At 72.2% G+C, this 14,308-nt stretch carries 11 protein-coding genes; 7 read left to right on the top strand and 4 right to left on the bottom strand.

Going from position 1 to position 14,308, the window contains the following annotated elements:
• Positions 1 to 275 precede the first annotated feature (275 nt).
• From QSK36_RS05040 to QSK36_RS05025, 4 genes are all read left to right on the top strand, one after another.
• Complete coding sequence (locus QSK36_RS05040) at positions 276 to 1,277, top strand: SIS domain-containing protein (RefSeq protein WP_285781505.1); 1,002 nt, start codon at positions 276 to 278, stop codon at positions 1,275 to 1,277.
• Between the two features lie 67 nt (positions 1,278 to 1,344).
• A complete protein-coding gene (locus tag QSK36_RS05035; protein WP_285781504.1) occupies positions 1,345 to 2,217 on the top strand; it encodes a PfkB family carbohydrate kinase in 873 nt (290 codons plus the stop codon).
• 765 nt (positions 2,218 to 2,982) lie between these two features.
• Positions 2,983 to 3,291, top strand: coding sequence for a zinc ribbon domain-containing protein (locus QSK36_RS05030; RefSeq protein ID WP_352239707.1), 309 nt, complete (start codon positions 2,983 to 2,985; stop codon positions 3,289 to 3,291).
• A 76-nt stretch (positions 3,292 to 3,367) separates the two neighbouring features.
• Positions 3,368 to 4,465 (top strand): LacI family DNA-binding transcriptional regulator, encoded by a 1,098-nt coding sequence (locus QSK36_RS05025; RefSeq protein ID WP_183534379.1) that lies wholly within the window; start codon positions 3,368 to 3,370, stop codon positions 4,463 to 4,465.
• 18 nt (positions 4,466 to 4,483) lie between these two features.
• Here the strand turns inward: QSK36_RS05025 and QSK36_RS05020 are convergent, their stop codons facing one another.
• Together QSK36_RS05020 and QSK36_RS05015 are read right to left on the bottom strand one after the other, a co-directional pair.
• A complete protein-coding gene (locus QSK36_RS05020) occupies positions 4,484 to 5,524 on the bottom strand; it encodes a sulfotransferase family protein (RefSeq protein WP_183534377.1) in 1,041 nt (346 codons plus the stop codon).
• A gap of 124 nt (positions 5,525 to 5,648) precedes the next feature.
• Positions 5,649 to 6,539: a CDP-alcohol phosphatidyltransferase family protein gene (locus QSK36_RS05015; RefSeq protein WP_183534375.1), complete on the bottom strand. Its 891-nt coding sequence runs from the start codon at positions 6,537 to 6,539 to the stop codon at positions 5,649 to 5,651.
• 154 nt (positions 6,540 to 6,693) lie between these two features.
• Between QSK36_RS05015 and QSK36_RS05010 the strand changes: the two genes are divergently transcribed.
• Entirely contained in the window at positions 6,694 to 8,274 is a 1,581-nt protein-coding gene (locus QSK36_RS05010) for a stealth family protein (RefSeq protein ID WP_285781503.1), read from the top strand.
• On the opposite strand, the gene QSK36_RS05005 is transcribed toward QSK36_RS05010, so the two are convergent.
• Together QSK36_RS05005 and QSK36_RS05000 are read right to left on the bottom strand one after the other, a co-directional pair.
• Positions 8,241 to 9,884, bottom strand: coding sequence for a glycosyltransferase family 39 protein (locus QSK36_RS05005; RefSeq protein ID WP_285781502.1), 1,644 nt, complete (start codon positions 9,882 to 9,884; stop codon positions 8,241 to 8,243). The genes QSK36_RS05010 and QSK36_RS05005 overlap by 34 nt on opposite strands.
• On the bottom strand, positions 9,881 to 12,808 hold the full coding sequence (locus tag QSK36_RS05000) for a bifunctional glycosyltransferase/CDP-glycerol:glycerophosphate glycerophosphotransferase (protein ID WP_285781501.1): 2,928 nt from the start codon (positions 12,806 to 12,808) through the stop codon (positions 9,881 to 9,883). The genes QSK36_RS05005 and QSK36_RS05000 overlap by 4 nt, the downstream gene beginning before the upstream one ends.
• Positions 12,809 to 12,935: 127 nt before the next feature.
• Between QSK36_RS05000 and QSK36_RS04995 the strand changes: the two genes are divergently transcribed.
• A complete protein-coding gene (locus QSK36_RS04995; RefSeq protein WP_285781500.1) occupies positions 12,936 to 13,778 on the top strand; it encodes a hypothetical protein in 843 nt (280 codons plus the stop codon).
• A 111-nt stretch (positions 13,779 to 13,889) separates the two neighbouring features.
• Positions 13,890 to 14,297, top strand: coding sequence for a DUF3592 domain-containing protein (locus QSK36_RS04990; protein WP_285781499.1), 408 nt, complete (start codon positions 13,890 to 13,892; stop codon positions 14,295 to 14,297).
• Positions 14,298 to 14,308 lie beyond the last annotated feature (11 nt).

The raw sequence follows: 14,308 nt of genomic DNA, 5'->3' as shown, positions 1-14,308 counted from the left end.
GCCGGGACGCGCCGCGGCACGACCCGCCTGGTGTGGGGTGACTGTACAGAGCATCTGATACCGGTACCAGTCCTAGTTCCAAGAATTTTTTCCCGCGCGACGGCTCCGGGACCGCAAGAGGCCAGAAACAGCAGCTAGATGCGGCATGTGCATGGGAAGAAAGGTCGCGGTGTTGACGTCGTACGTTCACCTGTGCCAGCGTGACCCCCGCGTGATACCGGTATCAGGCAGCAGGGGCGCCGCCGGTCCGCAGGTGATCCTGAAAGGACGCGACAATGCTCGGATTCAACGAGCCGGAATTCCTCTCCCAGCTGGCGAGCGCGGTGGCGCTGCGCCCGCAGATCGAGGAACTGGTCGATCGGCTCGTGGACGGGGGATTCGACAACCTCTACCTCGTCGGCGCCGGCGGCACCTACGCCCAGATGTGGCCGTACGAGCGCCTGGCTCGTCAGCGGTCCACCCTCGACGTGCGCGCGGTGATCGCGGCCGAGCTGGTCGCCGCGGACGAGAAGGCGCTCGGCGAGCGCTCGGTGGCCATCTTCACCTCGGTCTCCGGCACCACCGAGGACGTCGTCCGGGCCATCGAGTTCTGCACGTCGAAGCGCGCCTACACCGTCGGCTTCACCGGCTACCCCGACTCCCCGATCGCCCAGAACGTCGACCTCGCGCTGCTGACCGAGCCCAAGACGTGGCCGTTCGACATGCAGATGCTGCTCTTCATGGGCCGGCTGCTGTCGCGGCGGGGTGAGTTCGACGGCTACGAGAAGTTCGCCGCCGAGTTCGACGACATCCCGCGGATCCTCCTGGAGGTCTCCAAGCAGGCCGAGCCGGTCGCCGAGGCGTTCGCCGACGCCCACAAGGACAGCGACTACTACTTCCTCATCGGCGGCGGGAACCTGTGGGGGTTCACCTACCTCTACTCCATGTGCATCCTCGAGGAGATGCAGTGGCTGCGCACCACGCGGGTGCACAGCGCCGAGTTCTTCCACGGCTCGCTCGAACTGCTCGAAGAGAACACCAGCGTGCTCGTCTTCCAGGGCGAGGACGAGGCGAGGGCGCTCACCGACCGCGCCGAGGCCTTCGCCAAGCGGATCTCCAAGGACGTCACGGTCTTCGACACGAAGGACTACCCGCTCGACGGCATCAGCCCCGAGTTCCGCGGCCTGCTCGCGCCGCTCGTCCTCGACACCGTCATGAGCCGCGTCAGCAAGCACCTGGAGCGGGTGCGCGACCACTCGCTCGACCTGCGCCGCTACTACCGCGTCATGGACTACTGATCCCGCCGTTCCCCCCTTCCGGGCCCTCGCGCGTGCCTGCGCGGGGGCCCGTCCACAGGAGAGTCCTTTGAGAGTCCTCGGCTTCGGCGACAACATCGTCGACCGGTTCGTCGACCGCGGCGTGGAGTACCCGGGCGGCAACAGCGTCAACGTGGCCGTCTACGCCCGCCGCCTCGGCCTCCAGGCGGCCTACCTGGGCGTGTTCGGCGACGACGAGCTCGGCGACTTCCTGCGTGCCTCGATCGCCGCCCAGGGAGTGGCGATCGACCACTGCGTCGTGCGGACCGGCGAGAGCGGCGTCTCCACCCTGCGCGTGGACGACGGCGACCGCGTCTTCCTCGGCTGGAACGGCGGCGGCGTCACGCTGCGGGAGCCGCTCGTCCTCGGCGACGACCTGCTGCGGTACGCCGCCTCCTTCGACCTGGTGCACTCCAGCGTGTACTCCCGAAGCGAGACCGAGCTGCCCAAGCTGGCCGGGCTCGGCCCGGTGGTGAGCTTCGACCTGTCCAGCGAGGACGAGTTCCGCACCCCCGGCTACCTCGACCGGATCTGCCCGCACGCCGACCTGGTGCTGCTGTCGTGCTCACACCTCGACGAGGCCGCCACGCGGGCGCTGCTGGCCGAGGCCGTACGGCGCGGCGCGCGGCTCGCGCTGGCCACGCGCGGCGTGGAGGGAGCGATCGCGCACGACGGCAGGGTCACGGTCGCGACCGCCGCGCGCCGGGTGGAGGACCCCGGCCTGATGGTCGACACGATGGGCTGCGGCGACGCCTTCCTCGCCGGGTTCGCCGTCTCGCTGCTGCGCGGCGGCTGGACCACCGGCACGTCGCCGGACCGCGACGCCGTCGAGCGCGCGCTCCACGACGGCGCGCGGTCGGCCTACGAGCAATGCCTGGTGGAGGGCGCGTTCGGCCACGGACGGCCCGTTCTCACAAGATGAGCGGAGGATACCTCTGCCTGTGAACGGAGGAGGAGACATTCACACTTCATGGGCAGTGAGGGTAAAGACGCTAGGAAGGTGATCGTTCGGTGCCACAGATACGAGAAAACGGCAGGCCCTCCGGCCGTCCGAACTCCAACCGTGCGACGGCTACGGCTGCCGCTGGGAACACGGACCGAGGGAACCTCAGGCGCCTGGCCTGGCGCGTGACATCGTCCATAACGCCGTCGGCGGTTTCTACGGCTGGCACGATGTCACTCCAAGGCAGGAGATCGCGCAGGCTGTTCGCCGTGCCCGCGAGATCGCCGTCATCGGCACCGCCGAGATCGCCGTTCGTGATGCTGCGCCGGAGGATGGTGTGACAACGTCAGCGGTAGCTGAGCAAGCCGGGCACGCCCGGCACACCTACCGCCTTCGCGTGCCGTCGGCCGCGCTTGCCGCGCTGCTGACCGAGTGGGACCGGTGCCGCTGGGTGTGGAACGAGTGCGTCGCCCAATCCCGGGCGGCCCACCAGGCGAAGCAGACGTGCGGCCCGGCTCAGCTCGACAAGATGCTGACCGGGTGGCGCACCGAGCACGAGTGGCTGCGCACGGGGGCGTCGGTGCCGCAGCAGCAGACCATCCGGGACTTCGCCAAGTCGCGTGCCAAGGCCTTGAAGGACATCAAGGCCCGGCGGCGCACGCAAGTGGGCCAAGAAGGTCGTGAGGGACCACGATGTGATCGCGGTGGGAGGACTTCCGCCCGAAGTTCCTCGCCAAGACCACCATGGCCCGCAAGGCAGCGGACGCCGCGATCTCGGCCACCAAGCAAGCCCTGATCGAGATGGCACGCAAGCACGGGCGGGATATCCGCCTCGTGCATCCCGCACACACCACCATGGACTGCGGGCACTGCGGAGCGAGAACCAAGCACGTACTGCCGCTGTCGGAACGCACCTACACCTGCACCACGTGCGGAGCCGTCTCCCCAAGGGACAAGAACTCCGCCCGCGTGATGCTCATCCGGGCTGGTCTGAACCCGGCTGGCGTTGATCGCGTAAGACCTGACCGTCCGCCGGGCAGTCAGGCAGCGTGAGCCAGGAATCCCCCGCCCTCAGGCGGGGGAGCGGTCAATAAGCTGCCCTGAGACGAGAGAGGGAGGAACGCCAGCCATGCCAGCTGAGCGGAGCCAGGCCGCCGGGCGGGTGACGATCTCCGAGGTGGCGGCCGAGGCGGGCGTCGGAAGGGCGACCGCCGCCCGCACGCTCGGCGGGTATGGACACGTCAGCCCGGAGCTGCGCCAGCGCGTGCTCGCCGCGGCCGAGAAGCTCGGCTACCGCGCCAACGCCCTCGCCCGCAGCATGTCGACCGGTGTGAGCCACACCATCGGGGTGATCGTCGCCGACATCGGCAACCCCTTCTTCGCCGGACTGGTCCGCGGCGTGTGCGACGCGTCCCGGGCCCGCGGCTTCGACACGATCGTGCTGAGCACCTACGAGGACCTCGACGAGGAGGTCGCCGCCACCAACGTGCTGATCGACAAGCGCGTCGACGGCATGATCATCGCGTCCGCCGCGGTCAGCGGCCGGGAGGTCGGCCACGTCAAGGAGGCGCTGACGCGCGGCGTCCCCGTCGTACTGGTCGACCGGGCCATCCCGGCGCTCGACCTCGACGCGGTCGTCATCGACAACCGCGACGCGGCGCGTGAGGCGGTCGAGCGGCTGATCGCGGCGGGGCACCGGCGGATCGGCTTCGTGTGGGGACCGCCCATGGCGCAGCCGCCGGCGACCCGGCGCGAGCTGCTGGCGGCGGCGTCCCGCAACCTGTGGACCGACGGCGAGCGCCTGCGCGGCTACCTCGACGCGCTCGACGACGCGCGTATCCCCTTCGACCCCGAGTTGGTGATGGTCGGGCGCAAGGTCGAGGAGCGGGTGACCCAGGAGGTCGCGCGCATGCTCAGCCTGCCCGACCGCATCACCGCGCTGTTCTGCACGGAGACCGAGGCGGTGACGGGGGCCCTGCGCGCCCTGCGGGCCGCCGGGCTCTCCTATCCGCGCGACGTCGCGCTCATCGGGTTCGACGACAGCGCCTGGGCGGCGGTCATGGATCCGCCGCTGACGATGATCGCGCAGCCGGTGCACGAGCTCGGCGCGAAGGCGGCCGAGGTGCTCCTCGACATCGTGCAGGGGGCCGAGGCCGGCCGTGAGACGCACACGCTCCGCTCGCGCCTCATCGTGCGGTCGTCGGTCGGCCCCCCGCCTGGCGCCTGAGATGCCCGAGAGGGGATGTCAGCGGGGAAGCAGTTCGTAGGAGCGCTGCTGGGGCAGGCCGGCGAGCCGCCGCTGGCCCTCCGTCAGCAGCGCGGCGATCGGACCGGGCTCGCGCAGCCGGGTGAGCCGGTCGCGGTTGTACTTGCGCAGCCGCGCCGCGCGCCGCTTGGCCGCCGCCGCCTTGAACGCGACGACGTGCTCGCGGTCGGGCTTGCGCGCGCCGCTCAGCTCGTAGCCGTACGCGGTGAGCCGCTCGCCGAGCACCTCCTCGCACAGCGAGATCTCCCAGGGCTCCAGCCGGGAGGCCCACTTGCCCGAGTGGGCGGTGGTCACCTCCTCGTGCGTGTTGCTGTGCCACACCTTGTGCTTGGGCACGGCCAGCTCGGCCATGTGGCGCGGATCGCACATCGCAGGGTCGTAGTCCTCGCCGATGAACACGCACAGCTTCTTCAGCTCGGTCTCCGGGTCGGCGGTGAGGTCCTCGTACCGCAGCTCGTAGAAGCTGTCGGCCGGCAGCTTGCGCGCGTGCCGGCGGCCGAAGTCGACGGCCTCGGCCCAGTTGGCCATCGCGTGCACGGCGTCCGCCTTGTACCAGGGCATCTGCTTGAGCGAGGCCACGCAGTCGCGGCCGTCCCTGACAAGGTGGACGAACTGCGCGTCGGGGAACATCCGCATCAGCATCTCGACATGCCGGTAGTAGCTGGGCCGCTTGTCGCCCCAGCGCGGCTTGCCGAAGCGCTCGGCGTAGCACTTGAAGACCATGCCGACGACCGAGCCGAAGCTGCCCGGGCCGAGCATGGCCGCCTGGACGAAGTCGGGGCGGCTCAGCCCGAGCTCGTGGAACTTCGTGGTCCGGCCCTCGGCGATCCAGGTCGCCAGCCTGCGCCTGTTGTCGGCCAGCCGCATGTCGCCGTACGCCCGGCGGGAGAAGTAGGCCGGGACGAGGAACCGCGTCTCGGGCGGGACCGCGATGCGCGGGTGCGAGTGCAGCATGAGCTGCAGCATGGTGGTGCCGGAGCGCGGGCAGCCGACGACGAAGACAGGTCTGTCCGAATGCATGAGTTCTATCCCCCGTGGTGAAATTGCCAGACGCCAGGCCGCCGCCCTCCCCCGGGCGCGGCTCGTGACGCGGGTCCTACGGCGTCACGCCGTACGAGCGTGCGGATCCGGCCGGGACGGCCGGTCAGACAAGGATCTTCTGTTTCTCGGCGGCGGTGCGGGGCACCTGGCGTGCTGCCAGCCAGACGCGGTAGACGAGGCTCATCTCGAACGCCAGCAGCAGCGCGCCGGCCACGATCGAGACCGGCGCCAGGGCCTTGGGACCGAACAGCGGGCCCACGACGAAGACCGCGGCGTGGAACTCGATGCCGCTCACCACGTGGGTGCGCACCCGGTGCCGCACCAGGAAGACGCGGAACCGGTCATACCAGGGGAAGCGGGCGTGGAACGCCTTCTGCAGGTCGACCACCCTCGCGCCGTCGTCGGCGGCGACCCCGCCGAACTCCGCGGCGGCCTGCCCCAGCTCGGTCCGCGGCCTGGAGCGAAGGACGCTCTCCGCGAGGACGTACTGCCCGTCCAGCCGCGCCTCGAGCAGCGCGCGGGTGGCGTCCTTGACCCGCTTCAGCTGGGGGCCGTTGATGTAGCGGAACAGGTCGAGCACGACGACGCCCACGGCGGCGAGCACCACGTCCGTGTCGCCCGTGCGGGTGTACTCCCCGAACCCCCACCCGAAGGCGCAGCAGACCACCCGCACCCGATCGCCGACGTAGTCGAGCCACAGGCCGAAGGGCGTCCCCGTGCCCTTGAGCCTGGCGATCTTTCCGTCCATGCAGTCGACCGTGAAACTCAGATAGAACAGAGCCGCCCCGGCGACGAGCATGCCCTCCGCGAAGGCGGCCGCCGAGGCGAAGCCGATCAGCATGGACAGCCGGGTCAGCCCGTTCGGCGTGATCGATGTGTGATTGGCCACGAGCAGCGCGAGCCGGCAGGCGAGCGGATCGACCATGAAGACGGTCCACCACGAGTCTCTCGGCTTGCGCGTCGCGAGTATGTCGTCCAGCGTGAAGCCTCCCATGCAGGCAAGAATGACTACAAGCGGTAGCCGTGGCCTGCTCTTCTGTAACAGGCAGGGCATCTCATTGCCGGTTCTTGACCGTCTCCCTTATCTACGTAAACCCTGCGCCAATCCGGTCGCCGATCGGTTACAGTCCGTGTTCGAGGGGGAGACCATGCCCGTTGTCACGTTGTACCGGCGGCTGCAGGGGCGGCTGCCGTCCTGGGAGCCCGCGCCGCGGGCCGCGCTCATCCGGGCGGACGCGGGTCCGCTCCAGGCCCAGCGCGAGACGCTGGACGTGGTGTGCGCCCTGCTGACCGAGGCGAATGTGCCGTACTTCTGCGTGCGCCCACTGCCCAACCGGCCGCCGGTGATCGCCGTGCCCGAGAACGACCGAACGCGCGCGTTCGCCGCGCTCGCGGCCGGCAGTCATCCGCTGTTCGCCGCGCGGCAGCCGTACGGCAGGCAGGGGGCGCGGGCGCGCCAGGCGGACGCGGGCCGGATGCGCCCGGTGCGGCGGGCGGCGGCGCTGCTCGGCGACGCCAAGGTCGTGCGGCTGGCCATGTATTTCGCCAGCCCCTCGCGCACGCTGATGCTCGGTCCGGAGAACGGGTGCGACCTGGAGTTCTGGGCCCGGGAGGGCGACGAACTGGTCGCCCCGAGGCCGAACCCCGCCTGCGACCGCGTCCCCGCCGACGGCCCCGCCGTGGACGGCGGCGAGGAGCTGTTCACGCCGCTGGCGTGCGCCGCCCGCCGCGCCCGCGCCTACCGCACCCGGCCGGAGTTCGTCCGGCGGCTGCTGGACGACATCGACTTCCCGATCGACGCCGTCTACACGTGGGTGGACGGCGGCGACCCGGCCTGGCGGGCACGCCGCGACCAGGCCGAGCGCGACGAGGCGCTGCGCACCGGCGCCCCGCTGAGCGAGATGGCGACCACGGAGGCACGGTTCACCAGCAGGGACGAGCTGCGTTACTCGCTGCGCTCCCTGCTGATGTACGCCCCCTGGATCAACCGGATCTGGATCGTCACCGACGGACAGACGCCGTCGTGGCTCGACACCACCCACCCCATGGTCGCGGTGGTCGACCACAAGGAGATCTTCACCGACCCGTCGATGCTGCCGGTGTTCAACTCCCACGCCATCGAGACGCAGCTTCACCACATCGACGGGCTCAGCGAGCACTTCCTGTATTTCAACGACGACTTCTTCCTGGGGCGGCCGCTGCCTCCCCGGACGTTCTTCGAGGGCAACGGGATCACCCGCTTCTTCCCCAGCACCGTCCACGTGCCCTTCGGCGTGCCGGAGACCGAGGAGTCCCCGGTCCACGCCGCGGGCATGAACAACCGGCGCATCCTGGAGAACCTGACCGGCCGCACGATCACGCAGAAGCTCAAGCACGTGCCGTACGCGCTGCGCCGGTCGCTCATGTACGAGCTGGAGGGGCGTTTCGCGGCGGAGTTCGCGGCGACCGCCCGCAGCAGGTTCCGCACGTCGCGGGACATCTCCGTGGTGTCCTCGCTGGCGCACTACTACGGCTACCTGAGTGGCCGGGCGGTCCCCGGCACGGTCGACTACACCTACGTGGACCTGTCGCTGCCGAAGACGCCGGCCAAGCTGCGCCGCATGCTGGCCCGGCGCAGGCACGACGTGTTCTGCCTCAACGACACCGCCCCCACGACCGTCGACCAGGACGCGCTGCTGGCGCGGTTCCTGGATGCCTACTTCCCCACCCCGGCGCCGTTCGAGCGGTGAGCGTGCCGCAGGACGTACCTGTCCACGAACAGGCCGCGGAAGGTCCAGCGGCCGGCCGGGGCGAACGAACGGGCGACCAGGGCGTGCCTGCGGGCGGGCATCGCGTTCTTGCCCGTGTGGCCGACGACCCAGAGCGTGCTCAGCCCGTCGAGCCGGGCGGCGAGCACCCGGGTGCCCACCTCGCGGCCCGGGAAGCTGCCGTCCTGCTCGGGTGACCGGGCCAGCGCCACGTCGCGGAGCCTGCCGAAGACCGACGGGTAGACCGCTTCGTACTTCCTGACCTTGGCGGGGACGAACAGCACGCCGTCGCCCGGCTGCGCCTCGGCCGCCAGCAGCGCCATGACCGGCCGCGGGTCGTCCTGCCTGCCGTCCGGGCCGCGCGTGGCGAACTGCCCGGGAACCGACAGGCCGAGCCAGGCGGCCAGCACGGCGGCGGCGAGGCCGGGGGGCAGCGCGGCAAGGCCCGCCCCGGCGAGCAGCGCCGCCGCGGGGACGCAGCAGAAGACGTAGCGGAACACGTACACGGGATGGACGGCCCAGGAGACCGTCAGCAGCACCAGCGCGGGCACGAGCAGCCACGGCAGCGCCAGCCGCACGAGCGCGGCGGACGTCTCGGCCCGCTCTTCGGCCGGCGTCTCAGCGGGCTTTTCCGCGGGATCCTTTGTGCGACGGGCCGCGCGAGCGCGGCGGACGCCCACGACCGCGGCGTACGCGAGGCCGAAGAGCGCGAGCGCCCAGGTCAGGGGGGCCACTCCGGGTCCCGTCGCCCCGCCGAGGTCGCCGGACAGCTGAACGGCCAGCCTGCCGACATCGGTCACGCCCGGCCGGGGTATCCAGCCCACCTGCGCGCTCTGCCGGGAGCCGAGCCAGGCCAGCGGCGCCACGGCGGCCAGCGCCGGCGTCGCCGCGCACGCCCACCGGAGCAGCGGTCCCCTCGACAGGATCAGCGCGACGCCGTGCGCCCCCACGACCAGGAACGCGAACAGGTTGAGGTAGGCCAGCACGGTCAGCGCCGCCGCGTACGCCGCCAGGACCGCCGACGTGGGCGACCTCAGCACGCGCAGGAACAGCAGGGTCACGCCGACGGCCGCCGCCGCCGTCATCGCGTACGGCCGGGCCTCCTGGACATACCTGGAGAAGATGGGCATGAGGGCCAGCAGCACGCCGCCGTACAGGCCCGCCCTGGGGGCGCCGAGCGCGCGGCCGATCGCGCCGGTCCCGGCCGCGGCCAGCGCGCCCGCGACGACGGACGGGATCCGCAGCGCGACCTCGGCGGTGCCGGACAGCCCCGCGACGACGTGCATCAGCGCGTAGTACAGGCCGTGCACCGCGTCGACCGACTGCAGCAGGTGCGCCAGCTGGGGAAGGGTGCGGCCGGCCGCGCTGACGGTGGCCGCCTCGTCCCGCCACGGCGGCGGCCCGCCCAGGTCCGACAACCCGGCGGCCAGCGCGAGAACGGCAGGCACGACGATCACGATGGAAGGCCGGTCCAGTCGGGCGGCCCGCTCGGGCACCTCGGCCGGGCACGCCGCGGGCGCGATGCGTCGCGACGGCGATTCGGCCGTACGGCGGGGCGAATGGCCGGCGACGTGCCGGGACGGGCGGCTCATGGCCGCATGCGCGCGACCACGCGCGCCGAGGCGTGCCCGTCGTCCCAGGGGCAGTATCTGCGGGCGAACCGCTCGTAGCGCGCCGCGGATTGCCCGAGGTCGCCATACCGCAGCACGTCGAGCACGTCGTCGGCGCCGCCGAGGACGGGCCCGGGCGCCTCGGCCTCGAAGTCGAAGTAGAAGCCGCGCACCTCGTCGCGGTAGCGCTCCAGGTCGTGCGTGAAGAACACCATGGGCCTGCCGGTGCACGCGAAGTCGAACATCGCCGACGAGTAGTCGGTGACCAGCACGTCCGCGGCGGCCAAGAGATCCGCCATGTCCGGAAATCTGGAGACATCGCGGATGCGATCGCCGTTCGGGATCGCCATGTCCCGCGCCACCAGGTAGTGCGCCCGCACGAGCAGCACGTCGTCGTCGCCCAGCGCCCCTGCCGCCCTGACCGGGTCCAGCGCGAGCCGTCCGGTGGTGTCGTCGTCCCGCCACGTCGGCGCGTACAGGATGATCCGCCGGTCGTCCGGCAGGCCAAGCCGCCGCCGGGCCGCGCGGGCGCGTGCGGGATCGAACAGCACGTCGTTGCGCGGATAGCCCGACTCAAGGATCTCCCCCTCGTAGCCGAACGCCCCGCGCAGCGCGGAGGTGGCGAAGGGGCTCGGCGACAGCAGCAGGTCCCAGGTCGCCACCTGCCGCGCCAGTTCGTCGCGCGGCACCCGCTGCGCGTACGGCATGCCCTCCAGGTCGAGCCCCAGGCGCTTGAGCGGCGTGCCGTGCCAGGTCTGCACGACCGTCTGCCCGCGCGGCTTGCGATACCACCCCGGCTGGGTGCGCCGGTTGGCCACCACGAAGCGGCTGGTTCGCAGCGCCTCCTCGTGCTCGCGCGAGCCGTACAGGACCAGGCGCACGCCCGGCGGGACGGTGAACTGCCCGTCCCGGGTGACCCAGACGATCTCCACGTCCGGGTGGCGGCGCGCCAGCTCCTCCGAGACGGCCCGGGGATTGCACGAGTACTGCCCGCCGCCGTAACTGTCGAACACCGCCGCGTCCCGCAGGATCGTGCGTCGCGGCGCCGCCGCCCGCCGTCTGCGCGTCGCGTACGGCCCACGCTCGTGCGGGCCGAGCGCGGGGCGCACCGCGAGGCTCAGATCGCCGTCGCGTGAGGTGCGGACGGAGATCTCGTGGAACCCGGTGACCCGCGGCCGCGGCGGGTCGGCGATCAGGGCCGGGCTCAGGCGCACGCGCGCGTCCCCGCCCGCCGGTGACGGGGCGAGCACCCGCCAGGTCCCGCTGCGGAGCGGAAGCCCTTCGGACGTCCTGCCGACGGCGGCCGTCCACGTTTCCTCGTCCTGTCGGGCCGGCCAGGAGTGCCGCTCCGCGCCACGCTCCAGGACGATCCGGCCGGCCGGGCACCGGCCCGTCCCCTCCAGGACCAGCTCGCCGGACTCCGTCCACCGGACCGTGCTGACGTGGCCGCCGGGATCGGGATGCGGGCCGCCGGCGGCGCGGGGGCCGAGCGTCAGCCCACGGTCCCGGGTGAGGGAGACGCGCAGGTTCCCGGCGTCGAAGACGCGCTCGCCCGGGGCTCCGATCGCCCGGCCCGCCCGGGTCACGCCCCGCGCCCGGACCCGCGCGTGCAACGCCCACCGGCCGGCGGGCAGGGTGTCGAGGGCGATCACGGTCTCGAAGCCGGAGTCGTCGTGGCAGGCGACCGACTGGCGGGAGTCGGCGGTCACGTCGGGCCTGCGGGTGCGCCGCACCGGCAGGGTGATCCGCTCCTCCCCCCGCTGGAGCCACAGCTCGATCCGGCTGCGCCCGCTGTCCAGGTGGGCGATGTACGCGTGGCCGGTCAGGGCGAGCCTGTCGTCCGCGTGGCGTACGTCGTCCACGCAGGCGACGAGCCGCAGGTCGCGGGTGGCGTCGAACAGCGAGCGCGGGAGCCGGGGGTCGCGGCGGAAGGGGTAGTCGAGATACCAGCGGCGGGGCCGCAGCCCCCGCCGGAGCACGCCCCTGTGCCTGATCTCCGACGCGGCGAACATCCGCAGCTCCGCCAGCTCGCCGGTCATGCCGTGGGCGGCGAGGTGGATCTGGAGCCGCCTGAGGACCGGCAGCCGTTCCACCGCGCCGGGGTCCAGGCGGCCCAGGCGGCCCAGGACCTCGGCCAGCCGGTCGGGAACCCGGTCGCGTACGGCCTCCAGCACGGCGTCGAGGTCGGGGCCCTCCGCCAGGCGCTGGTCGTAGGCCGTGCGCAGCTGCGGCGCGTGCCGTCCGAGCAGGTCCGACACCTGCAGCATCGCCTCCAGGCGGCGCAGCGGGTCGGCCGGCGGCCGGGACCCGCGCGTGAGGCAGACCACGTCGCCGAGCACGTCGGCCGAAGTGGACAGCACATGGGCGGGGATCGTCACCGGGAAGTCCTCGCCCAGGCCCGCGGGGAAGGCGAACCCGTGCCGGGTCCAGAACTCCCGGCGGAACACCGTGCCGCCCGCCCGCGGGTCGTCCAGCAGCTTCTGATGCCGGGTGATGTGCGTGCGCAGCCTGGCCTTCTGCGCCGGGACGGGCGCCTTGTCCGGCGCGTACGGCGTCCAGGTGCGGATCCGGCCGCAGGCGAGGTCGGACCCGGTGTGGTCGAGGGCGCCGACCAGCGCGCGGTAGGCGTCCGCGGGGACGACCGAGCCGGGGTCGGCGAAGGCGAGGTAGCGTCCGGTGGCGAACGCCGCCCCCGCGTTGCGCGCCGTGCCGGGGTCGTCGCCGCCGTCGCCGAGCGTGAGGAGCGTGAACCTGTTGTCGGGCGGGCGAAGGCCCCGCGGACGGCCGACGAGGATCACCTCCATGTCGTCCAGGGTCTGGTCGCGCAGGGATTCGAGGCACTCCTCGGCGTGTTCCTCCCCGCCGTGCAGGGGGACGACCACCGAGAGCCTGGCAGACACCGTCACGCCGTCAGGATGCCGACGCGCGGCGGCACGCCACCCGGCCCATCCCCATTGCCTTACGGTCGCTTTGCAGCCTCTTGACCCGAGACCCTGGGCCGGGAGATCCACTGAGCGGTGGGGAGGAGATCGGATGTCGAGGAACGTCATCGTCGTCCTCGGGGCGGACGTCACGTCCGGCGACGTACGGGAACTGGTCGAGTCGCTGGGCGGCGAGGCCGGCGAAGGCTCGCCCGAGTACTCCGACGTGGTCCTCGAACGCGGAGGGGGGACCGTCTGGGCGTGGCTCGACCCGGACCTGCTCCGCTACGAGGATCTCCGGACCGCGTACGCGTCCGCGCTGGACCTGCCGCCCCGGTCCGCCCTGGTCCTCGAGATGACCAGCGAGCCCGGGAGCCAGTGGCTGGCGGCCGAGATCGTGCTGGCGGCCGCCGATCGCTGGCCGCTGCTCGTCAGGGATTTCGGCGGCGAGATCCTCACCGTCGAGCAGTTCCACCGGCGGCTGGCGAAGCGGCGGGCGGGCTTCTTCGACGCCGCGACATGGCACGACCCGTCCCCCGCCGCGGCGCGCCGTGGCCGGGTCGCCCTCGTGACGATGGCGCTCCCCCCTGATGTGACGCCCCGGCACGTCGAACGGCTCGTCCGGTCACTGGGCGGCCTGGCGGGCCACGGCGAGGAGGCGGACGCGCTGCTGGAACGCGGGCCCGCCCGGGTCTGGGTTCAGCTGGCCGACGCGCGGGCCACCCCGCCCGGACCCGCCTCGGTCACCCGCGAAACGCTCGGAGACGCCCCTTGCACCTGCGTGCTGCTGGAGGTGTTCGAGACGCCCGGATCGCAGGTGCTGGCGGCCGAACTGGTGGAGGCCGCCGCGGCGCACTGGCCGGTGCTGGTGCGCGGCGCCTCGGGACAGTCGATGACAGTGGAGGACGTGCGGGCCAGGATCGCCATGGGCGCGATCGACGTTTTCGACCCCTGATCGTCAACCGATCTTTCCGGGCTCGGCAGGGCCCGGTAGATTCCGGCGAGGGGGAACGGGCCGGGGCGGCCGGAGACGCCGCCGTCCGCATCACAGGGGAGGGCGCGACCGGTGTTCGGCATTTTCGCCCTGGCGTTCGGCGTGGCGTTCATCGTCGGCGGGATTCACCGGTTCCGGAGCGGCCGGGCGTTCCTCGCCTCGGCACACCGGGTGCCGGGGATCGTCGTCGGCAGCCACCGGGTATGGAGGACCGACTCCCACGAGTACTTTCCGATCCTGCGCTTCCGCACGCTCGACGGCGCCGAGATCGAGACCGTCGGCCAGACCAGGGGCGGCTCCTTCGAGATCTTCAACCTCACGGGCCGCCAGGTCGTCGTGCTGTACGACCCGGACGACCCGCGCAAGGCGCGGATGGACACCTCGTCGGGGCGCGGCCTGGCCGGATCGGTGGCACTGGTGGTCGCCGGTTGCGTCTTCCTCGCCATCGGCCTCGCCATGCTGGCCGCCGCCGTCACCTGATCGGCGGGACA

Source organism: Microbispora sp. NBRC 16548 (assembly GCF_030268985.1).
In the GTDB taxonomy this organism is placed as follows: domain Bacteria; phylum Actinomycetota; class Actinomycetes; order Streptosporangiales; family Streptosporangiaceae; genus Microbispora; species Microbispora catharanthi.
Note: the sequence above shows the minus strand (reverse complement) of the source record. Positions and strands in the feature narration are given on the sequence as shown.